Annotated in this window: 16 protein-coding genes; 12 read left to right on the top strand and 4 right to left on the bottom strand. The window is 70.6% G+C overall.

Annotated features, from left to right (window positions below; translation table 11 throughout):
• Positions 1-281: 281 nt before the first annotated feature.
• A complete protein-coding gene (locus tag OG990_RS26480) occupies positions 282-2,171 on the top strand; it encodes a sigma-70 family RNA polymerase sigma factor (RefSeq protein ID WP_406077513.1) in 1,890 nt (629 codons plus the stop codon).
• An 11-nt stretch (positions 2,172-2,182) separates the two neighbouring features.
• On the opposite strand, the gene OG990_RS26475 is transcribed toward OG990_RS26480, so the two are convergent.
• Positions 2,183-2,743, bottom strand: a complete 561-nt coding sequence (locus OG990_RS26475; protein WP_406077512.1) for a GNAT family N-acetyltransferase — start codon at positions 2,741-2,743, stop codon at positions 2,183-2,185.
• Between the two features lie 136 nt (positions 2,744-2,879).
• Here OG990_RS26475 and OG990_RS26470 point away from each other — a divergent pair, with 136 nt between their 5' ends.
• From OG990_RS26470 to OG990_RS26445, 6 genes are all read left to right on the top strand, one after another.
• Positions 2,880-3,602: a siderophore-interacting protein gene (locus OG990_RS26470; protein WP_406077511.1), complete on the top strand. Its 723-nt coding sequence runs from the start codon at positions 2,880-2,882 to the stop codon at positions 3,600-3,602.
• Between the two features lie 92 nt (positions 3,603-3,694).
• Positions 3,695-5,182, top strand: coding sequence for an MFS transporter (locus tag OG990_RS26465; RefSeq protein WP_406081888.1), 1,488 nt, complete (start codon positions 3,695-3,697; stop codon positions 5,180-5,182).
• A 79-nt stretch (positions 5,183-5,261) separates the two neighbouring features.
• The gene (locus OG990_RS26460) at positions 5,262-6,431 is read left to right on the top strand and encodes an acetyl-CoA carboxylase biotin carboxylase subunit family protein (RefSeq protein ID WP_406077510.1); all 1,170 of its coding nucleotides are present in this window, start codon (positions 5,262-5,264) and stop codon (positions 6,429-6,431) included.
• Complete coding sequence (locus OG990_RS26455; protein ID WP_406077509.1) at positions 6,428-8,053, top strand: IucA/IucC family protein; 1,626 nt, start codon at positions 6,428-6,430, stop codon at positions 8,051-8,053. The genes OG990_RS26460 and OG990_RS26455 overlap by 4 nt, the downstream gene beginning before the upstream one ends.
• On the top strand, positions 8,050-9,648 hold the full coding sequence (locus tag OG990_RS26450) for an IucA/IucC family protein (RefSeq protein ID WP_406077508.1): 1,599 nt from the start codon (positions 8,050-8,052) through the stop codon (positions 9,646-9,648). The genes OG990_RS26455 and OG990_RS26450 overlap by 4 nt, the downstream gene beginning before the upstream one ends.
• Positions 9,645-10,790, top strand: coding sequence for an alanine racemase (locus OG990_RS26445; protein ID WP_406077507.1), 1,146 nt, complete (start codon positions 9,645-9,647; stop codon positions 10,788-10,790). Before OG990_RS26450 ends, OG990_RS26445 begins: the two co-directional genes overlap by 4 nt.
• A gap of 74 nt (positions 10,791-10,864) precedes the next feature.
• Here the strand turns inward: OG990_RS26445 and OG990_RS26440 are convergent, their stop codons facing one another.
• The gene (locus OG990_RS26440; protein ID WP_406077506.1) at positions 10,865-12,094 is read right to left on the bottom strand and encodes a trypsin-like serine peptidase; all 1,230 of its coding nucleotides are present in this window, start codon (positions 12,092-12,094) and stop codon (positions 10,865-10,867) included.
• Between the two features lie 833 nt (positions 12,095-12,927).
• Between OG990_RS26440 and OG990_RS26435 the strand changes: the two genes are divergently transcribed.
• From OG990_RS26435 to OG990_RS26415, 5 genes are all read left to right on the top strand, one after another.
• On the top strand, positions 12,928-13,578 hold the full coding sequence (locus OG990_RS26435; protein WP_406077505.1) for a DoxX family protein: 651 nt from the start codon (positions 12,928-12,930) through the stop codon (positions 13,576-13,578).
• 1,048 nt (positions 13,579-14,626) lie between these two features.
• Positions 14,627-15,148: a SigE family RNA polymerase sigma factor gene (locus tag OG990_RS26430; RefSeq protein WP_406077504.1), complete on the top strand. Its 522-nt coding sequence runs from the start codon at positions 14,627-14,629 to the stop codon at positions 15,146-15,148.
• The gene (locus OG990_RS26425) at positions 15,145-15,996 is read left to right on the top strand and encodes a hypothetical protein (protein ID WP_406077503.1); all 852 of its coding nucleotides are present in this window, start codon (positions 15,145-15,147) and stop codon (positions 15,994-15,996) included. Before OG990_RS26430 ends, OG990_RS26425 begins: the two co-directional genes overlap by 4 nt.
• A 165-nt stretch (positions 15,997-16,161) precedes the next feature.
• On the top strand, positions 16,162-19,521 hold the full coding sequence (locus OG990_RS26420; protein ID WP_406077502.1) for a S8 family serine peptidase: 3,360 nt from the start codon (positions 16,162-16,164) through the stop codon (positions 19,519-19,521).
• Positions 19,522-19,825: 304 nt separating this feature from the next.
• Positions 19,826-19,963 (top strand): hypothetical protein, encoded by a 138-nt coding sequence (locus OG990_RS26415; RefSeq protein ID WP_406077501.1) that lies wholly within the window; start codon positions 19,826-19,828, stop codon positions 19,961-19,963.
• A gap of 82 nt (positions 19,964-20,045) precedes the next feature.
• Here the strand turns inward: OG990_RS26415 and OG990_RS26410 are convergent, their stop codons facing one another.
• Both OG990_RS26410 and OG990_RS26405 read right to left on the bottom strand, forming a co-directional pair.
• Positions 20,046-20,174: a hypothetical protein gene (locus OG990_RS26410; protein ID WP_406077500.1), complete on the bottom strand. Its 129-nt coding sequence runs from the start codon at positions 20,172-20,174 to the stop codon at positions 20,046-20,048.
• Between the two features lie 685 nt (positions 20,175-20,859).
• Positions 20,860-21,540, bottom strand: coding sequence for an NADPH-dependent F420 reductase (locus OG990_RS26405; RefSeq protein ID WP_406077499.1), 681 nt, complete (start codon positions 21,538-21,540; stop codon positions 20,860-20,862).
• Positions 21,541-21,610 lie beyond the last annotated feature (70 nt).

The following is a 21,610-nucleotide window of genomic DNA, read 5'->3' as shown; positions in this document are numbered from 1 at the left end:
GATAAACCCGGCGCTCACTCTGGCGCCAGAGCACGGTGTCTCGATCGCGGGCGAGCGCCCGGCGACACCTACACACGCACCATACCCGGCGTCGCCGTCGACCATGCGCCGCCATCGGGGGCCATCCACATCCGCCCTGACTCGCACCCGGGCGGTAGGTGGCCGACAGTTGTCTCTGGAGAATTCCGTAATCCGACCCGCCGCCACCGGTCTCCGATCAAGAGGGTGTCCGCGTGCACAGCGCTAGCGCCCCGACGATGAGCGCAGAAGGAGTGAGACCCATGTCGTCAACCGGTCGAGGACAACCCGACACCGGGTTGGTCGTCGCGGCCCGACAGGGCGACCAGCGCGCTCTCAATGACGTCGTAGCGGCCTCCCTCCCGTTGGTCTACAACATCGTCGGCCGGGCGCTCCGCGGCCACGCCGACGTCGACGACGTGGTCCAGGAGACATTGGTACGGGTGGTCCGGCACCTGCCCGCGCTCAACGACCCGGCAGCCTTCCGGTCCTGGCTGGTGGCGATCACCATCCGTCAGGTGCGTGACTGGGAGCAGCGCCGACGGGTCGCACTCAACCGCGACGCCGTGCTCGATGCGATCCACAACGTGCCCGACCCGGCCTCCGACTTCGCGGCGATCACCATCCTCCGGCTCGGTCTCACCGACCAACGACGCGAGGTCGCCGAGGCGACCCGCTGGCTCGACCCGGACGACCAGGAACTGCTGTCGCTCTGGTGGCTGGAGGAGACCGGCGTGCTCGCGCGGATCGAGGTCGCCGACGCGCTCGCGCTTTCCCCAGGCCACGTCGCCGTGCGGATCCACCGGATGAAGGAACAGATCCAGAGTGCGCGGGCCGTCGTCCGTGCGCTACGGACCCGCCCCGGCTGCCCAGACCTGCGGGCCGCGGCCGTCGGGTGGGACGGCACCCCCAATCCACTGTGGCGCAAACGACTGGCCCGGCACGTCCGGGACTGCGCGTCCTGCGGGCGCCTGGGCACCGGCCTGGTGCCGATCGACCGGCTGCTCGCCGGTCTGTCGCTGCTGCCGCTGCCGGCCAGCCTCAGCGCCCACTTCCCGAGCGCCCCCCTTCCCCCGGCCGCCTCGCAGGCCGTCGGGTACCACCCCCCGGACCCGACGGCCGGGCACACCGCCGGGACGACCCCACCCGGCGGTGTGCCCGCCGACGTCGGCAGCGGACAGGGCATCGCCAACCTGGCGGTGAACCGGCCCCGCGGCCTGCTTCCGGCGCTTGTCGGTGGCGCCGCAGCCGTCATCCTCGCCCTCACCGCGTTGGTGGTGATCCGACCGGACGATCCGCCCGCACCCTCGTGGGCCGTCCCGCCCGCCGTGGCACCTGCCGCCGTCCCATCCCCGAGCGGCGCGCCGTCACCGAGTGCGCGACCGTCGTCGAGGGCACCGGCCGCACCGGCGGTCAGTTCGACGAGGAAGGGCGTCGGGGTGTGGAACTTCGCCGGGGTCAGCCAGGCGTTGGCGAACTCGAAGGCCGGCTGGTACTACACCTGGGGCACCCAGCACCCAGGTATCAGCACTCCGCAGGGTGCGACATTCGTACCGATGATCCGTGGCGCCGAGAATGTGACCGCCGCCGATCTGGCCCGGGCCAGATCAGCCGGGCCGTACCTGCTCACGTTCAACGAACCGGACCTGCCCGAGCAGGCGAACATGACCGTCGAGCGGGCGCTGGACCTGTGGCCGCAGTTGATGGCGACCGGCAGCAGGCTGGGCAGCCCGGCGGTCGCCTGGGGCGGGGCCGACCCGCAGGGCTGGCTCGACAGGTTCATGATCGGCGCGACCTCCCGCGGTCACCGGGTCGACTTCATCACCCTGCACTGGTTCGGTGCCGAGTTCACCACAGCCACCGCGGTGAACCAGCTCAAGCAGTACCTGCAGGCCGTGTACCAGCGGTACAAGAAGCCGATCTGGCTGACCGAGTTCGCACTGATCCGCTTCGACGGCGGGCGCCAGCAGTTTCCCAGTCAGGAGCAACAGGCAGCCTTCCTCACCGCGGCCACCAGCATGCTGGGCCAACTCTCCTACGTGCAGCGCTACGCCTGGTTCGGCCTACCCGCCACCGACAAGGACCGGTCCGGGCTGTTCAGCGACGGCACCGAGGCGACCCTGGTCGGACGCGCGTTCCAGGCCGCCCGCTGAGCAGCCGACGGTCAGGCCGACGTCGGGTGGTTCGACTCGAACCGGGCGCGCGTCAGGAACGCGAGTTGGGCACGCTTGTCCGGCATGTCGATCTCGGACCCGAAGGTGAAGCCCTCGCTCTCCAGCCGGCGTAGTGCGAGGTGGTTGCGGACGTCCGGCTCGACCACGATCCGCTGGGCAGCGGGGTCACGGAACAGGAAGCGGGCGAGGGCGGGGCCGACGGCGCTGGTGATGCCCTGGGCGAGGCGCCGGTCAGGGCTGAGCAGCAGGTGCATCCCGACATCGCCGGGCTGCACCGGGTAGCGCTCGCCGACCGGGTCCGCCTCGGGCTGATAGGTCTGGAAGAGGCCGACCGGTTCCGCGTCGATCATGATCAGGTACGCGTGGTGCGTCGGCAGGCTGTCGACTAACGCGTAGATCTCGCGTACCTCTTCCAGGGTGTGCGACCCCATGCCCCAGAAAGAGTTGCGGGGCCGGGTCACCCAGCTGTGCAGCAGTTCGGCGTGCCGGTCGGGTTGCACGGTTACCAACGACAACTCGCCGAGGCCCGAGATCTTCTCCTGGTATGTCATGAGGCGCCGTCCCTTGCTGCGGAGTGGTGAGTGGCTCATCGGTGCGTGGCACCGAGGCGAGAGGGTTGCATGTTCCGTCGGGCGCTCAACTTAGGTTACCCTGCCCTAACGAAGGCTGACCTTACTTGGAGGGTGCGTGAAACGGAACTGGGAGGCCCTGGTCCTCAAGGCCATGGGAGGCCGGGACTTTCGGTTGACCGTGCTGGGCACCGAGTCGGTCGAAGGGCACTACCAGCGGCTGCTCCTGGACGGGGGCGGCCTGCTGGAGGCGTGCGGGGTTCACCCCACCATGTGGATCCGGCTCTGGTTCGACAACGACGGCCGGGCGCACCAGCGTGCCTACACGTTGGTGGACCCGGACCCGGCCACCGGCCGATTCAGCCTCGAATTCGCCATCCACGACGGCTGCGCCGCCCGCTGGGCCACCACGGCGCAGGTCGGCGACACCATCGGAGCCACCGTCCAGGGCAGCGCCTACCAACTGCCCGACCCCGCGCCCGAGCACCTCTACCTCGTCGGCGACGCGGCGTCCCTGCCAGCGGTGAACAGCCTGCTCGACGCCGGCGCCGACATCCCGGCGACGGTCTGGCTGGAGTACGCCCACGAGGGTGAGAAGGCACTCGCGCCACGGGCTCGGGCGCACCACGACGTCACCTGGGTGCCCCGGCGCGACGCGGGTCAACACCTGGTCGACACGGTCTGCGCCACCCTGCCGGCCAGCGACACCGCCCACTACTGGGTGGCCTGCGAGGCGGCCAGCACCCGCGGCATCATCCGGCACATCCGCCGTACCCTGGGCGTCGACAAGAGCCAGCTGATCTCCCTCGGCTACTGGAAAGCCGCGAAGGCCGTGGCGTGACCCCCGCTGGCCGACGCGGAGCGGTCGTCGACACGTCGACGAACACCCACGCGGCGGTTCAACCGACCGCCGCGCTCACGGCATCGACCCGGTTGCCCCACCGGTGGCTCATCCTGGCCGTGCTCTGCGTCGCCCAACTCGTCGTGGTGCTGGACAACACGGTGCTGACCGTGGCGGTGCCGGTGCTCACGACCGAGCTGGGCGCCAGCACCGCCGATGTGCAATGGATGATCAACGCGTACGCGCTGGTGCTGTCGGGTCTGCTGCTCACCGCCGGCAGCGCCGCGGACCGGTACGGGCGCCGCCGGATGTTGCTCGCTGGGCTCGTCCTGTTCGGACTCGGCTCGCTCGCCGCCGGGCTCGCCACCACCAGCGGGCAGCTGATCGCCGCCCGGGCCGGAATGGGCGTCGGCGGTGCGCTGCTGGCCACCTCCACCCTCGCGATCGCCATGCAGGTCTTCGACGGCGCCGAGCGGTCCCGGGCGATCGGCATCTGGGCCGCCACCAGCGCGTTGGGCTTCGCCGTCGGGCCACCGATCGGTGGCACCATCCTCGCCCACCTGCCGTGGGGCGCGATCTTCCTGATGAACGTCCCCATCGTGCTGGTCTGCCTCGTCGCCGGCCGTGCGCTGATACCCGAGTCCCGCGGCCCGGCGGGTGGTCGCCTCGACGTGGTCGGCGCGGCGCTCTCCACCGCCGGACTGACCGGGGTCGTCTGGTCCATCATCTCCGGGCCGGACCGGGGGTGGGCGTCGCCCGAGGTGCTCGGCACGGCAGCCGTCGGCGTGCTCCTGCTCGGGCTCTTCGTCCGCTGGGAGCGGCGGATCTCCGATCCCATGCTGGACATGCACTTCTTTCGGGACCGGCGCTTCGTCGGCGCGGTCTCCGGGGTCGTCCTGATCACGTTCGGGGCCACCGGCGCGCTGTTCCTGCTCACCCAGCACCTGCAGTTCGTCCGCGGCTACCCCGCCTGGGAGGCGGGCCTGCGGATGGCACCCTTCGCCCTGTCCATCGTGCTGCTCAACGTCAGCGGCGTCGCCGCCGCCCTGATCCGTCGGCTCGGCCTGGCGGCCGCCATCGCCATCGGCATGACGCTGCTCGCGGGTGGCCTCGCGGTGATCACCCTCGTCCCCTCCGACGGCTACGGGCTGCTGCTGGGTGGGCTGCTCGTCATGGGCGTCGGCTGCGCGCTGGCCAACCCGGCGATCGTCGAGGCGGTGATGAGCGCGATCCCGGCGGAGAAGGCCGGTGCCGGTGCCGGCGTCGACGGCACCATGACCGAGGTCGGCAGCAGCCTCGGCATCGCGGTGCTGGGCGCCGTGCTGAACGCCCGGTTCGCCGCCCTGCTGCCCGCCGCCCTGGCCGGCGCCGGGTCGTTTCCCGCAGCGCTCGCCGCTGCCGGCGAGGGGCCGGAGCGGGAGGCCGTCACCGTCGCCTTCGCCTCGGCGCTGGAGACCGGGCAGACGGTGGGCGCTGCCGCCGTGCTCGTCGGTGGCCTGGTCGCCGCCGGGCTGCTGCACCGGGCGCAGCGATCGGAGTCCGTGCGCCCCGGGCCAGCCGATCCGGCCGCTGGCAGGTAGTCAGGACAAGCCGCTTACATCTCGACAATAAGGGTAGGCTACCCTAATCACGACGATCGTCGCCCTCGACGGAGGCCGTATGCGGCTGTACATCACCGCGCTCAACCCCACCGACGCCGTCCTGGAAGGGTTCCTCCCAGCGGCGGCCGCACTCGAACTGCCGGTCACCGTGCTGACCGACCGGCCCGAGCAGTGGCCGGCCGAGGTGCCGGTGGCGCGGTGTGCGATCCGGGACGCGGCAGCGGTGGTCGCGGCGACAGCAGGGGACCGACCGGCGGCGCTACTGTCCAACAGCGACCACCTTCAGGAGGTCACCGCGATCGCCGCCCGCAAGCTCGGCCTGCCCGGCAAGGATCCCGACGCCGCCCGGCTCTGCAAGGACAAGGCCGCCACCCGCCGGGCGATCGAGGTTGCCGGGCTCGACCTGGTCCGCGCCGTCGCCGTCGACCCTGGTGTCCCACCCGCCGCGCCGGGCGAGATGTTCCCGGCGGTGGTCAAACCCCGCGAGGGGGTGGCCAGCGAGGACGCCTACCTGGTGGCCGATCACCGAGAGCTGGACGCCCGGGTTGCCGAGATCCGCAGCCGGCGGCCGGATGTGGCACTGGTGGTCGAGGAGTACCTCGCCGGGGAGCTGCGGACACATGACACTCTCGGCGACGGTACGGCGCTGGCTGTCCTCGGCGGGTGGCGCACCCACCTCGGCCCGCCACCGACCTTCACCGAGGAGAGCCTCGACTGGTCGCCCCCGGCGGAGCAGATCAGCACCCAGCTTCGGGCGTGCCTCGACGCGCTCGGTGTCGGCTTCGGCGCCTGCCACACCGAGTACGTCGTCCAGGACGGCCGGGTCCGGCTGATCGAGGTGAACTACCGCCTCATCGGCGACCGGATGGACCTGATCCTCGCCGAGCTGCTCGGCGTGCCGCTGTTCGAGTACGTCATCCGGCTGCACCTCGGCGAGCCGCTGGCCGCCCTCGACCTGCCCGCCACCGTCGACCGGTACGCCCGGGTCGAGTACGTCTGCGCGGACCGGTCCGGCCGGCTCACCGCCGCACCCGGCCCACTGGACACGGTCCACGGCGAGGTCCGGTTGGGCTGCCGACCCCTGCGCGAGCTGGGCCGGATCGCGGACCGTACCGGCACGAACCGCGACTACCTCGCCGCGCTGCACGCGATCGGCCCCGACCAGGACACCGTGCGGGAGTCGCTGGCCGCCTTCCACCAAGGGTTGCAGTGGACGATCGTCGAGTGAGCGACGACTGCGAGCGGGAGGTGTTTGTCCGGGTGCTCGACGCCCTGCTGCGCGAGGACCACCTCGGTCTGCTCAGCCGAGGCCGGCCGGGCGGCCCCGACAGGTGGGAGGTGCCGCACGGTGCCGGGCTGCTGCGGATACCGGTCCGCGCTGGCGGCTTCCAGCAGGCCCTGCGCAGCGCCGCACCGATGGTGCACGTCGTCGTGGACGGAGACACCCGCCGGACGGACACCGTGGAGGGGCTGCTGACGTTGCTCGCTCCGCACGACGACCCGGAGGCCGAGGCAGGCTGGCGGGACTTCGGAGCCGAGTGCCGAGCCGACCTGCGGGCGCGACGGCTCGCCACCGCTGCCCGGCCACGGGTGCTCGCCGAGGTGGCCGTCGAGCGCGCGATCATCCCCACGGGTATGCCGGCGGCGCTCCTGGACGACGTACTCGCCGCGCACCACGGTCATCCGGTCTACCCCACCGACCGCTCCCGTCCGGGGCTCAGCGACGACGAACTGCTCCGCTACGCGCCCGAACACGCGCCGCGTTTCCGGCTGAGCTGGTACGCCGCCTCCGCCGAACAGGTGCGGCTCACCGGCGATCTCCCGCCGTGGTGGCCGCGGGCACAGCGCCCGGATCAGCTGCTGATGCCGGTGCATCCGCTCATCGCGGCACGCGACGCGCTACCGGTGGCGGACCTGCCGACGTTCTCCGCGCGGCCTACCCTCTCCATGCGGACGGTGGCGCTCGACCACGACCCGTACGTTCACCTGAAGTTGCCGCTGCCGACAGCGAGCCTCGGCGCCCGCAACCGGCGGACACTGGACCCGGGCTCGCTCGCCGACGGCGCGGCGGTCGCCGGGCTGCTCGACCGGATCGCCAGCGCGGAACCAGCCTTTACCGGCCGGATCCGGCACGCCGACGAGAGCACCTACGCACACGTCGACGGCGACGAGCGCCGCAGTTTCCTGCTGCGCCGCTTTCCGCGCGACCTGACCGGCGTGCACGTGGTGCCGGTCGCAGCCCTCGCCGCACCCGACCCGGTCGCGGGCACCGTCCTCGAACGGATCAGCGCCGGACAGCCCGAGAGGGTGCTCGGGTCCTACCTGGACCTCCTGCTCGACTGGCATGTCTGTCTCTGGCTACGCCACGGGGTGGCCCTTGAGGCGCACCCGCAGAACATCCAGCTGCTGGTGCATCCCGACGGGTCGATCGGCCTGCTCTACAAGGACAACGACGGCGCCCGACTGGACCTCCGGCATCACGGTCCCGGCGGGCTCCCGCTGCGGGACGACCGGATGTGGGCGCGCGATCCGCAGGAGCTCGCCGACGTGTTCATCACCATCACCCTGCACCTGGCCGCGGCGGCGCCCCTGATCGCCCTGGCCGCCCGAGGCCTGCCCGTGCCGTCACCGGCCGCCGCGCTGGCACCCCGGCTGGCCGCGGCCCGCGACCGTTGGGGCGACGGGCCGGCGGTGCGATCCTTCACCGAGGGGGTTCTCCAGGCGGCCCGACTACCCATCAAGGCGATGCTCACTGCCGGCACCCTGCTGCCCAAGCAGCGGCTGGGCTGCGCCGACATCAACAAGTACTACCGGCGCACCGGCCCGAACTACCTACAGGAGACACGATGACGAGCGCACAGTTGCGCTCCCGGCCGGGCCTCGACACCAGCCAGCGCGCCGACCTGGCCACCGCCCACGCCGTGTTCGGCTGTCTGCTGCGGGAGATCGCCCTGCCCGACGGGGACACCACCGTGGCCGGCGGTGCCGCGCGTCTGCCGTTGCGGCACCTCGACGTGACGCTGCGCTGCGCCGTCGCGCGAACCTCCCCGCTCGGCGCGCACCGCTACGCAGGCCCGGTGCAGCGGATGGCCGACGACGGCCGGTGGGAGGACCTGGACGCGGACGGGCTGGCCACGCTGGTCGCGGCGGAACTCGCCGCCCGTACCGGCCTGGTGAACGACGAGTTCGTCGGGCAGGTCCGGGCCAGCCGCGACACGGTGGCCCGGCTGCTGGCCGAGCGCCCGGCACAGGACCCCACTCCCACCGGCGAGCCGGCCATCGACGCGTACGTCGACTCCGAACAGTCGCTGGTCTTCGGCCACCCGCACCATCCGGCGCCGAAGTGGCGCAGCGGTGATCCGGACACCTGGCGGGGGTACGCGCCGGAGCTGCGTACCGCGTTCCGACTGCACTGGCTCGCCGTGCCGGACGACCTCGTCGCCGGCGCCGGGCCGTTCGACCCGCTCATCACCGCCCTCGACCCGCCGCGGCCCCCGGCCGGGCACCGGGTGCTGCCGGTACACCCCTGGCAACTGTCGCTGATCCCGCCAGCGCATCCCCGGCTGCGTCACCTGGGTGCATCCGGTGTTCCGGTACGGCCGACGGCGAGCGTCCGCACCCTCTACGCCCCCGAGGCCGACCTGTTCGTCAAGACCAGCCTGCACGTCCGGATCACCAACTGCCTGCGCAAGAACGCGCGGTACGAGCTCACCGGCGCGGTCACCCTGACCGACCTGCTGGCCCGGGTGCCGATGCCGGCCGGGGTCGGGCTGCTGGCCGAGCCCGCGTACCGCACGGTCGACGTCCCAGGAGCGGACGAGGCGTACGGGACGATCCTGCGCACCGGCCTGCGTCCGCACCTGCGACCCGGGGACACTCCGATCCTCGCGGCGGCGTTGGCCGCCGCGCCGCTGGCGGTACCGGATCCGGTGGCCTGGTGGCGGGCGTACATCGGGCTGCTGGTGCCGGCGGTGCTGCGCTGCTGGCTCAGCCACGGCGTCGTGCACGAGGCACACCTGCAGAACGTGGTCGTGGTGCTCGACCGGGAGCGCCATCCGGTACGGATGCTGCTGCGCGACCTGGAGGGGGTGAAGCTGGACACCGAGCGGTGGGCCACCTGGCCGGACGGCGTCCCACCGCAGGCCGGCTACGGTCCGCGAGCCGCTCGCCGCCGAACCGTCTACTGCCTGTTCGTCAACCACCTGGCCGGCGTCTGCGGTGCGCTCGCCGACGCGCAGCCGGGGATCGAACGGTCGCTGTGGCAGGAGCTCCGTGCGGTCGTTGCGGCGGTGGCCGCCGACCTCGGCGAGCCGCCCGAGCTGCGCGGGCTGCTGAACGGGGAGCCGCTGGTGGCCAAGGCGAACCTGCTGGTCCGGTGGCGACGCGACGCCGACCGGGCCGCGCCGTTCGTGCCGGTGCCGAACCCGATGGGCGGGCCACGGTGACCCGACCGGTCTACGTCCACGACCTCGACGGGCTGGCCGCGCACGCCCGGTCCATCCGTGCCGCGCTGCCACGGCGGGTGGAGCTGCTCTACGCGGTCAAGGCGAACCCGGATCCGGGCGTGCTGCGTACCCTGGCTCCGGTTGTCGACGGGTTCGAGGCCGCCAGCCGCGGCGAGCTGCGGAGGCTGTCCGAGGTGCTGCCGGGGCAGGAGCCGGCCGCGTACGCCGGGCCCGGCAAGACCGACGAGGACCTCGCCGCCGCCCTCGCCGCCGGGGTGCACCGCATCCACGTCGAGTCGCCGACCGAGCTACGGCGTCTCGGCGCACTGGCCGCCGCCTCCGGCAGGTCGGCCCAGGTGCTGCTGCGGGTGAACCTGCCGGTGGACGCGCCCGGGGCGAGCCTGGTCATGGGCGGCGGACCCAGCCCGTTCGGCATGGACCCGGCCGACGCGGTGGAGTGTGCCCGCCGCCCACCTGCCGGCATCGAGGTACGCGGAATCCACGCCCACCTGGCCAGCGGGCTGGACGCCCCGCTCGCCGGCGAGGTCGCCGCCGCCGTGGTCCGCTGGTCCGTCACCGAGATCGATGCCGCCGAGGTTGACGTCGGCGGCGGCATGGCCGTCGACTACGCCGACCCGACGGCACGGTTCGACTGGGTGAGCTACGGCCAGGCACTGGCGGAGGTGGTCGACGCGTACCCGCACCTGCGGCTGCGCATCGAGCCGGGCCGGTCGGTCACCGCCTACTGCGGGGCGTACCTCACCGAGGTGATCGACGTGAAACGCTCCTACGGCGAGTGGTTCGTGGTGGTGGCCGGCGGCACCCACCACCTGCGCACACCCGTGGCAAAGGGGCACCCGCAGCCGTTCCGCGTGCACCGGCGACGGGACGTCGACGTTCCACGGACCGACGGAGGGCCGGTCACCGTGGTCGGGCAACTCTGCACCCCGAAGGACGTGCTGTCCCGCTCGGCCACCGCGGGGCCGATCGGCGTGGGGGACGTGCTGGCCTTCGCCATGGCCGGGGCGTACGCCTGGAACATCAGCCACCGCGACTTCCTGCTGCACGAGCCGCCGCTGTTCCGGACCGGTGACCCAGATGAACTCGCCGCCGACTGGGCGGCCCGACCGCTGGGGTCGTGACCCCGGCAGGTGCTGGATGCCGGTGGGCCGTCGGAGCGCAGCGCGCCCCGACGGCCCGTGGTCGTCAGTTGCCGTTAGCCGTTGTCGATCAGGCTGGCGATCTCGTTGTAGATGAGGTGTGCCTTCGCGCCCTGGTTCGACGGGCAACCGCCGAGGTGGTGCAGGGCGATCACCCGGTGGCTGGCGTTCAGCACCGGCGAGCCCGAGTTGCCGCCGGAGGTGTCACAGCTGTAGCTGATGTTCCAGGTGTTGTAGTTCGCGTTCTTGACGGTGCAGTTCGCGCCGTTCTGGGTGTCCTCGAAGATCGACAGTCGCTTCGGGCTGCCGTCACCGTGCCCCGGGACGTACATCCGCGTGCCGGTCGTGGTGGCGGTCGTCGCCAGGTACAGGGTGCCGAAGGTCTGGATGTTGGCGAAGTTGTTCACCGAGTACAGGGTGTAGTCCAGTTGGTTGGAGCCGCCGCTGCTCACCTTGTAGAGGGTGGCGCCACTGACCTTGGTGCCGGCGCCGGGGTTCGAGCCGCCACAGGTGGCGCACTGGTAGTTGAACTGCATCTCGCTGCCGCTGACTGCGGACTGCGTCGAGAAGCAGTGCTTGTTCGTCAGCATGCGGTTGGTGTTGCCCACCCGCCAGGTGGTGCACATTCCACCGCCGCTGATCAGCAGCCGCGCCACCGCCCTGCCCTTGGCGTACTCGTTGGGGTGGCTGGTCTGGTAGCAGACCACGTCGCGGCGGGCGTCGGTGCTGCAGACGGACTGCGTGGAGAAGTTGTGCTGCGTGATCTCCGTCGGGTCGTAGCCGCGCCAGAACCGGTCGATGGTCGCGGCGCTGCTGCGGGAGGTGCGGCTGCTGTGCACCGTCACCACCGCGGTGTCGCCGTCCACCGACATCGCCCAGAAGCCCGGTTGTCCGTCGGTGGTGTAGTCCGCGCCGGTCTTCCGGTTCAGGTAGCGGTCGTACCGGTAGCTCTCCCGGCCGTCGGGGCTCGACACGGTCACGTACTCGCCGTCAGCCAGTCGCAGCGAGCTGAAGTGCACCTTCACGTACGACGCGCCGGGGTGCCGGATGATCTGCGTCCCGCCGTCCTCAGCGAAAGACAGCGAGCCGTTGATGGTACGAAGCTCACCGACCGTGGTGACGCCCTCGGCCGAGAACTGATCCGATTCGGGTGCCCGCTCGGACTGCGGTGCGAGAGGTTGAACCGAGTACGCCTCGGCGGCGGGTACCGACAGCAAGCTCAGCCCCAGTGTGCAGGCGCCGAGCGAGACGGCCACCGTTCGAAGGCGTCGCAGGGCATGTTTCATCGTCGCTCCTCCCCAGGAACCAGCACCCAGACGTGCGCTTGTAGCCTTCATACCGGAAGCTAGATAAACATGCAAATCTATCTATCTCTTGCTACGGCACCGCCGGGCCAGTTCTTCCCCTGGGCCAGGACCGTTCCGAGGCGCGGTCTCCGGGCGACTGAAACGAGGGCGCATGGCCTGCTCCCCGGTGGATGCTTGCTGGATGTTCACCGGAGGCCGGTCATGAGCGCTTGGTGACGGTGAGCAGCACCGCGGCGTCTTCGAGCGCCTCCAACGTCCAGGTCGACTCCGGGCATGCCGGAGCGGGCCTACCGGCCTTGCCTGGTGCGGGCCGGGCTCGGGCGGATGCGGCGGTCGAGGCGGATCGCGGCATAACCCAGGGTAGAGACAACCGCAACGATCAGCAGGTCGGTGGCGGTGACCGGTTCGGTGCCGAGCAGCTGACGCGGCGGCGGGGCGTAGATGGCGGCGAGTTGCTCACACCGCTTTGCAGCGGCGGTCGCCCGAGGCCCGCCGCCGCTGCGCCTGCCGATAGCACGAGATGCGCGTACGGTAAGAGTGCCGCCCGGGACCCAACGGTGGCCATGAGCCCATCGCAGCCTTGGAAATCTCCCACGAGCCGTGGATGACGGTTCCGAGCCGACCCCGAACGCAGCCGACGCGCCCGCGAACGGCTTCGGGGCCAGGCCCGATCGGCGCACCGATCTCGTTGTCGTCCCATACGAGGGACAGGGCCTACGCCCCGAGCCGGCGGCGCCATCTGATCCATCCGCGAACGCGCTCGACGCGTCGCGGAACATGCGCCATGAGCAACACGAAGGAATGTGAGTGCGATGGTCAACGTCGCCAGCGGTCACGAAACCTCTACCCCGATCACCCCCCTGGCCACTACCGAGCGGCCAGTACTGGGCACCGGGCGTGAACCCGGCACCACCCGGCGCGGCATCCCCGGGTCTACGGTGGCGCCGGACACCGCGTTCACAGTGACCGGGCGAGCGGCCACCGCGACGCGGTATCTGCTGGCCGGCATCCGTCTCGCCCTGGGCTGGGTGTTCCTGTGGGCCTTCCTGGACAAACTGTTCGGCCTCGGCCAGAGCACCGTTTCCGGCAATGCGTGGCTCAACGGCGGCAGCCCCACCGCCGGGTTCCTCGGCAAGGCCGCCACCGGCCCGTTCACCGGCTTCTACCATTCGATCGCCGGCAGCGCCGTTGCTGACGTGCTGTTCATGGCCGCCCTGCTAGGTATCGGCGCTGCGCTGATCCTCGGCATCGGCATGCGGATCGCCGCGGCCGCCGGCGCGCTGTTGACCGTGCTGATGTGGACCGCGGTCCTGCCGCCGGCCAGCAACCCGTTCATGGACGACCACCTGATCTACGCCGCCGTCCTGATCGTCCTGGCCCTGCTGGGCGCGGGAAACACCTGGGGCTTCGGCCGTATGTGGGCGGCGACTCCGTTCGTGCGCCGCAACACCTGGCTCAACTAGGAACAGCGGGTGGGCATGATCTGCCGCACGCCGGCGGGTCGTGCCCACCCGTCCTCCCCGATTGAGAGAGGTCCGTCGCCCTGTGGAGCGCGTCGCGGTGCATCCCACCGACGCCATGATCGCCTCTCCCGCCGCCGCGTCGACGTCCTCTGGGCGATCGTCCGCGACCACAAGCCCTACGCACCGCCATCACCCCCGAACTGCTTGAGGCAGCCAGCAGACGAGATCACCGGACGGCGCCGTCGATCCGGTTACCCCACCCCGCCCACCAAGATCGACCAGAAGTCCATAGGAGTTCCACGTGTGGTCGTCGGTCAGGCCTGACCAGGGCGGTGACGTGGGTGAACGTAAGCCACTCCCGGTCAACCCATGCCAACGCGCAGGTCGCTAGACTAGGCCCTCGCGCCCTCGTAGCTCAGGGGATAGAGCATCGGTTTCCTAATCCGTGACACTAGACGCCGCCGCAGGTCATCTGACCTGCGGTTTCGTGTTTTCGGGCGTCCGTTTTGCGGCACTGGTGGGAGCGTCGTGGGGTCCGTTGCGGATTGCTTGTCGCTCATGATCAAATATCCATCGCATGGCGTCGATATAAGCTGCTCGCGACCGTTCGGGATGCATTCCTCGGAGCTCCTCTCTGTCGGCCGCTCCTTCGAACGAACTGGCTCGCCGTACTCGCCAGCTGGGGCATCCTGCTACCGTCGCCGAGCGGTGTTGGTGGGAGAGGCGGATGATGCAAGCCCGACCAGAAGGAGCGCCCCCGCCTCGGAGGTTGGCGGTTGGCAAGCCGCTGAAGCAAACGCGGTGGCGTGGATGAACTGGCTCGGCCACCGCGATGCGCGGCCGACGAAACCGGGCGCAGACGGTGGGATCGACGTGACCGTGACCGGAGTGTTCGCGCAGGTCAAGTGGTACGGGAAGCCGGTCGGTGTGGGGCCATCGCGCCAGCTATTCGGGGCGAGCCGTCCGGGTACGCTCTACTTCCTCACAAATGGCGGGACGATTTCCCCTCCGGAGGCAACCTTTTTCGGTGCGGCTCCGTGGTAGATGCGTGACGGACCGAGCGAGGCCGCTGTCGGCGGCCGACACAGCCTTTGCGGTATTCGTGGAGTCGGCCTGGCAGCGCCATCTCCGGCTGGCGATGCTGCTGACGGGCGACCGTTGGCAGGCCGAGGAGCTGCTGCAGGACAGTCTGGTCAAGATGTACGAGCGGTGGCGCAAGCTGTCGCAGCACGACGACCTGCACGCGTACCTGCGGAAGGTGCTGGCCAACAACCACACCTCGATGTGGCGGCGGCGCCGGCGGGAGAGCCTCGTCGCGGACGTGCCGGAACGTGCGGCTCCCGCCGCTGCGGACTCCGACGCCGAGCTCAAGCGCGCCCTGCTGTCGTTGCCACCCCGGCAGCGGGCCGTGGTCGTGCTGCGGCTCTACGAGGACCTGTCGGAGCGGCAGGCCGCGGAGGCGCTCGGCTGCTCGGTCGGCACGGTGAAAAGTCAGTACGCTCGCGCGCTGGACAAGCTGCGGCAGTTGGTGCGCGAGCCAAACTTCGCGGGGAACAGGGGAAACCGATGAATGCCTTTGACTCGCAGCTGGCCAGCTGGCTGCACAATGTGGTCGACGACGAACTCGCCTCGGCGCCGCCGACGCAGCTGATGATGACCCGGGGACGGCGGGCGCGCCGCCGCAAGGCGCTGGTCGTGACGGCCGCCTCGTTCGCGGTGCTGGTGGTGGGCGGGGTCGGGGTCGTGGCCACCGGCGGCGGAGAGTCGCCCGCATCGAGTCGTCCGAATGCCGTCGCGGCAGCGCCGGAGCTGGACCTGGTCGCGGCGATCAAGGCCAGCGAGAACATCAGTTACAAGGTCCGGGTGACGCAGGGCGGCAAGGAGAACCCGACCGGCTGGGGGACCACTGAGGGCGCCTTTGATCCTGCGACCGGCACCGGCTACCTGAACTCGTCGTCTCCCGGCGCCGGGGTCGTCTACTACGAGCGCCTGATCGACGGCGTCCGGTTCGTCAGCTCCTCGGGCTCGAAGGACAAGTGGAAGCAGTATCCGGGCAAGCACGACCGGCTCGCCTACGACAGTTCGCTAGACGGTGCGGTGAGCGCTTCGGCGGACCCGGACCAGTTGTTCGAGGCGCTCCGGCAGACGGGAGCCGTCATCACGCGAACCGGTGCCGACACCTACCACTTCAAGGTCTCGCTGAAGGCCAGCACCGCCGCGATCAAGGGCGACACTCTCGCCGGTGACGTGGTACTCGGCGCCGACAAGCGGATCGCGAAGGTGGCCTACGAGCGGACGAGGCAGGTGTCGAAGGGCGGTCAGACCCACACCGACACCAGCGTGGCGACGGTGCAGCTGTCCGACTACGGCACGCCGGTGCAGGTCAAGCGGCCAACCGACGTGGTCGTTGTCGACTAGCTGCGGCCTGCATCGAGCCAGGGTCATCGCTGATTTCGCCACATCGAGTCAGCGGGAACTCTGATCCGCCCAAATTCTTTTGATCCACCCAGATTTGTTCGAGCTGCCTGCGGCTGGCCGGGCCGTGGGCAGCTCTGTCTGCACAGAAGACAGAAAGGGTCAACAATGAACCTATCACGACGATTGAGCGCGGGCCTCGCCGCCGCGGCGCTGGGGGCGGGCACCGCCGTCGCTGGCGTCGCGGCGGCGGGAGCCGCCCCACCGTCGGACCCCGCACCCCCGGTGGCTGACCGCAGCGGTGGACACACGCTGACCCTGGTGACGGGGGACCGGGTGACGGTGTCCGCCGACGGCGGCCAGGTGTCGGCGCAGGCCGGACCGGGCCGCAAAGGCATCACCTTCACCACCACCACGGCCGCTGGCCGCGTACAGGTCGTGCCCAGTGATGCGGGGGCGCTGCTGGCCGCCGGGCGGTTGGATCCGCGGCTGTTCGACGTGACCGAGTTGGTGGAGTCCGGATACGACCGCCGGGACCAGTTGCCGTTGATCGTGACGGGTGGTCCGGGTACCACGGTGGCCGCGACCCGCGCCAGTGTCGCGGCTGTCGACGGGCTGGCCAAGGTACGGGACCTGCCAGCGGTCAACGGGGTGGCGGTGCGCCAGCCGCGCGACCGGGCGGTCGAGTCCTGGCGGGCACTGGCCGGCGGCGGCGCGACCGGGCGTTCGTTGCGTTCGGGCGTGGCGAAGGTGTGGCTGGACGGCATGCGCAAGCCGTCGCTGGACGTGAGCGTGCCGCAGATCGGGGCGCCGGCGGCGTGGGGTGCGGGTTACACCGGTGCCGGCGCCACGGTCGCGGTGCTGGACAGCGGTGTCGACGACACCCACCCGGACCTGGCCGGTCAGGTCATCGGCCGGGCCAACTTCACCGAGGACTACGAGCCCGACGCGGATATGTCGGGGCACGGTACCCATGTGGCGGCGACGATCGCCGGCACCGGAGCGGGCTCCGGCGGGAAGTACAAGGGGGTGGCACCGGGTGCGAAGCTGCTGGACGGCAAGGTCTGCGCGATCCCGGGCTGTGCCGAGTCGTGGATCATCGCCGGGATGACGTGGGCGGCGGCTGATCAGCACGCCGAGGTGGTCAACCTCAGCCTCGGCGGGGAGGACGACCCGGAGGTGGTGGATCCGGTCGAGCAGGCCGTGCAGGATCTGACGGACCAGTACGGGACACTGTTCGTGATCGCCGCCGGCAACGCCGACGGCGTCACGGAAGGTGTGATCTCGTCCCCCGGTACGGCTCCCGCCGCGCTGACCGTGGGGGCGGTGGACGACAAGGATGCGTTGGCGGACTTCTCCCGGCGCGGCCCGCGGGCGCCCGATGGCGGGTTGAAGCCGGAGATCACGGCGCCCGGCGTGAACATCATGGCGGCGCGGGGTAAGGATGCCATCGATGTTCCCGGCGCGCGGGGGGACGCGTACACCACGCTGTCGGGTACGTCGATGGCGGCGCCGCACGTGGCGGGTGCGGCGGCCATCCTGGCCCAGCGGCATGCCGACTGGGATCCCAAACGATTGAAGGCGGCGCTGATGTCGTCGGCGCAGCCGAACCAGGCGTTCGGGGCGTACGCCCAGGGAGCCGGGCGCGTCGACGTGGCCCGCGCGGTCCGGCAGGACGTGATCAGCGTTACCGGCGGGGTCAGTCTCGGTGAGCAGCGGTGGCCGCACGCCGACGATCCGGTGCTGACCCGGGAGGTTACCTACCGCAACGACGGACCAGCCGGGGTGACCCTGGCCCTGACCATGGACACCTTCAGCCCGGACGACACACCGACTCCGGCGGGGATGTTCACCGTCGACCGGCCGTCCGTGGAGGTGCCGGCCGGTGGCGAGGCGAAGGTGACGGTCACCGTCGACACCCGTGTGCCGGGACCGGACGGCTACGTCGGGGGTTGGCTGACCGCGACCGCACCGGATCTGGTGGTACGCACGCCGGTCGCGGTGCACAAGGAGGTCGAGAGCTACGACGTGCTCCTGACGCACCGGTACCGCGCCGGATCCACGCCGCGGTACGCCAACACCACAATTGCCCTGCGCGGCAGCGACTCCGTAGGCTACCCGGCGTCCGACCAGGGCCAGGGCGGCAACGTGACGGTTCGGGTGCCGAAGGGCCACTACACCCTCACGAGCGAACTGGTCGATACCTCCGCCGCGGTCCTGCTCGCTCAACCCGAGCTGTACGTCGACCGGCCGCTGACGGTTGACCTCGACGCCCAGTTGGGGCAGCCGATCTCGGTGACCGTGCCGCGATCCTCGGCCCAGCAGATCCTGGCCTATGTCTCGGCGATGTCCACGGCGCCACACTCGAGCACCGGCAAATACATCGAGGCGGAAACGTTCGCGAACATCTACACCGCCCAGCTAGGGCCCGACTCCGGGGACGACAACTTCACCTCCGCCGTCGGGGGTCAGTGGGCCCAGGCCAAGGCGGACGGCAGCACGGACGACAGCCCGTACTTCTACTCGCTGTTGTTCCCGATACCCGGCCGTATGATCACGGGCTACCAGCGCAGCGTGGCCGAGCGGGAGTTGGCGCAGGTACACATCGACTTCGCCGCCAGCCAGCCCGGCACGATCGGTCTGAGGCGTGTCGGCACCGGCCTGGCCAGCACCGGGTCCGGCTTCTTCGGCCCCTTCATGAGTTACCACCTGCCGTTCAGACGGGTCGAGTACTACAACGCCGATCCCGGGGTGGGCTCGACTCATCAGTTCTTGGAATTGTCGGGGGAGGTTGTCCTGACAAGCACCGCTTCGACACCCAACATCGTGTACGACGCCGGCCGGACGTACTCCGAGGAGTGGAACCGGGGTGTCTTCGCGCCGTCTCTGCCAGCCGTTTCGCTTAACGGCTGGGAGGGGGTCTTCCGGGCCGAAAACACCATCGGGATCGACGTGCCGATGTTCAGCGACGGTGCCGGCCGGCCCGGGGCCGGTGACACGGAGGATTTCAGCGCGACCCTGTTCCGCGACGGAACGAAGATCGGCACCACCGGCGAGTTCCGGTGGTCCCGGTTCGAGGTTCCCGCCGCGGAGGCGTCCTACCGGTTGGCGATGCACGCCGAGCTGCCCCCGGCCGCCGCCCTGTCGACGAGCACCGACATCGCCTGGACATTCCGCTCCGGCCGGGTCGCCGCGGAGGCACCGACCGCGCTGCCACTGTGGACCGTCCGGTTCAGCCCGAAGCTTGACCAGTACAACAGGGCGCCCGCGCGTGGCCCGCTGACCGTGCCGATGTCCATCACGGCCCAACCGGGCTCGCAGACCGGCAAGCTGGTCAGCCGTAGCGTGGAGGCGTCGTTCGACGACGGCGTCACGTGGCGGCCGGTACCGGTGACGGACGGCGCCGTCCTCGTCCCCCAGCCCGGCGGCAGCGGGTTCGTGTCGCTGCGGGCAAAGGCCGCCGACAGCGAGGGGAACACGGTGGAGCAGACCGTGATCCGCGCCTACCGGTACGGCACCGCGAAGTAGCGGCCGGTTCGAATCGCTGGCCTGGCCACTCGCGCGGTGGCCAGGCCAGCGGGCTCACTCCGCTGCCCGCCGGACCCGCCGGACGCAAGGCCCCTGACTTCCCATCCGGGGAAGTGGCCGCGTCCTGCCCGAAGAAAGGGCTGGGCCGAAACATGTCATTGATAGGTCCGCATCGAGGTGGACCGGACCGCCGTTGGGTGTCGGGTTCCAAAAACCCTGTTACTTGGTCTGGGCTGGCCTTCTACGCGGCTCGTTCGTACTCGTTGATCAGCCCGCCGAGGACGGGCCGGCGTTTGATCCTCTCGTGGGAAAGGTCGACGGCGGGTCGGTCGGAGCGTGGGAGCTGCTGGCCGCCGAGGCCCGGCCGCGCGCCACCTTGGACCCCGAGGGCCGCGACGTCACCATCCACGACGCCGTCCTGGTCGCGCGCCGCCGTGCGTGACCGAACCCCGGTGGCGGTGTGCGCCGCCACCGGGCCGCCCCGGCTCAGTCGTTGAACGCGTCGCCGGTCACGACGAGCGTCTTCAGGCCGCTGAGATCCACGTCCAGCCGCCGCCCGCGCCGTACTCTTCCGGGGAGCCGGCGACCATCGCCGCAGTGGCCCGCAGCACGGCGTCCTCCGGGTGCAGCAGCCGCACACCGGAGACCAGCATCGGTGCGCCGGCTTCAGCCGGCGGTTGACGGGCTGCTCTGGCCGGCGTGCTCGACGGTCCAGTTCAGGGCGTAGTCGGCGATCTCCTCCCAGCCGTCCTAGGCGGGCAGCAGGTGTGCCCGACCGGGGAACTCGGTGACCTCGGTGATGGTGTTGGACTTGTAGTGCTTGGCGTTGGAGCGCTGGATGGCCGGCGGCATGAGGTGGTCCTTCTCGCCGGAGATGAACAGCAGCGGTGCGCGGTTGTTGTGGTAGTCGACCCAGGCATCCTGGTGGCCGGGCTGCAGGTTCGCCAGGACGCTGCCCCAGAGGATGGAGCCGGCTGCCGGGATGTGGTAGCGGTCGAAGAGGGCGCGTCACTGTTCCTCGGTGAAGGTGTTGGTGAAGGCGTAGTGCCATTTGCTCGTGGGTGAACCCGATGGCCTTGTGCCGGTTGGCAGGGCTGGAGAACACCGGATGTCGGGCCGCGACCGCCTCGGCGCGGTTGAGTGCCCGGCTGGTGACGGCGACCCGGGCGCCCAGCCTGGCGAGCCCGATTGCGAGGGCCTTTGCCCATCCCGCCGCTGCCGCCGGTGTTGCCGGCTATCGACAGATGGGCCTGCCAGCCGTGGCAGACCTTTTGTCCATCCAGCGGAGATGCGACGCTGAGCGGGCCCGGCGGCGCTGCCGGCGACCTCCGCAGCGAATCAGCGGACGATCTTGAAGTTGAACATCGGGGTGTTCAGCGTGCCCATCAGCCGCAGCCAGATCGGCAGAACCATCTCCGTGCCTCGTGCGGTGGTGATGTCGCCGAGGTCGATGACGTCGGTGTGGCCAAAGCTTTCCAGCAGATCGGTGACAGTCCTCTTCGCCTCGGCGTCGTTGCCGCAGACGAACACCGAGTGGTCGCCGTCGGCGAGCAGCTTCGGGTTGACCATCAGGGCCGCGGTCAGTGTGTTGAGCGCTTTGACGACCTTGGCCTGCGGGAACGCCGCCTGGATCTGCTCACCGAGGGAGTCGGTGTCCTTGACGAACAGGGTCGGCGGGAATCCATTGGAGAAATCGAGCGGGTTGGCGATGTCGAGCACGACCTTGCCCGCGAGGTTGTCCGCGCCGACCGCCGTCAGCGCGGCCATCGAGACGTTGCCGGAGGTGGCGTTGACGATCAGCTCGGCGTCGGCGGTGGCGGCGGCGAAGGTGTCCAGCTTCACCGTGGGGTGCGCGGGCGCCCATGCGCTGAACGGCGGGTTGCCCATGCCGTCGGGCTCGGTGTGCACCATCGTGGCCGCGACGTCGCGTGTGCCGACGGTCACCTCGTGGCCCAGCTCGGCCAGCCGGCCCGCGAGGGCCTGCCCGACCATGCCCGTGCCCACAATTGCAATCTTCATTCTGGTTGCTCCTTGCCGCCTTATCGGTGTCTCCCGTGTGCAACGACGAGGCTAACAGACAGGTCCGTCT

Source organism: Micromonospora sp. NBC_00858, from assembly GCF_045207365.1.
Lineage (GTDB): Bacteria > Actinomycetota > Actinomycetes > Mycobacteriales > Micromonosporaceae > Micromonospora.
Note: the sequence above shows the minus strand (reverse complement) of the source record. Positions and strands in the feature narration are given on the sequence as shown.

Coding starts and splice junctions, on each gene's coding strand:
- OG990_RS26435 (WP_406077505.1), top strand. CDS start 12,928: ATGGTCAACGTCGCCAGCGGTCACGAAACCTCTACCCCGATCACCCCC.
- OG990_RS26440 (WP_406077506.1), bottom strand. CDS start 12,094: ATGAAACATGCCCTGCGACGCCTTCGAACGGTGGCCGTCTCGCTCGGC.
- OG990_RS26405 (WP_406077499.1), bottom strand. CDS start 21,540: ATGAAGATTGCAATTGTGGGCACGGGCATGGTCGGGCAGGCCCTCGCG.
- OG990_RS26420 (WP_406077502.1), top strand. CDS start 16,162: ATGAACCTATCACGACGATTGAGCGCGGGCCTCGCCGCCGCGGCGCTG.
- OG990_RS26480 (WP_406077513.1), top strand. CDS start 282: ATGTCGTCAACCGGTCGAGGACAACCCGACACCGGGTTGGTCGTCGCG.
- OG990_RS26475 (WP_406077512.1), bottom strand. CDS start 2,743: ATGACATACCAGGAGAAGATCTCGGGCCTCGGCGAGTTGTCGTTGGTA.
- OG990_RS26410 (WP_406077500.1), bottom strand. CDS start 20,174: ATGCTGGTCTCCGGTGTGCGGCTGCTGCACCCGGAGGACGCCGTGCTG.
- OG990_RS26425 (WP_406077503.1), top strand. CDS start 15,145: ATGAATGCCTTTGACTCGCAGCTGGCCAGCTGGCTGCACAATGTGGTC.
- OG990_RS26450 (WP_406077508.1), top strand. CDS start 8,050: ATGACGAGCGCACAGTTGCGCTCCCGGCCGGGCCTCGACACCAGCCAG.
- OG990_RS26460 (WP_406077510.1), top strand. CDS start 5,262: ATGCGGCTGTACATCACCGCGCTCAACCCCACCGACGCCGTCCTGGAA.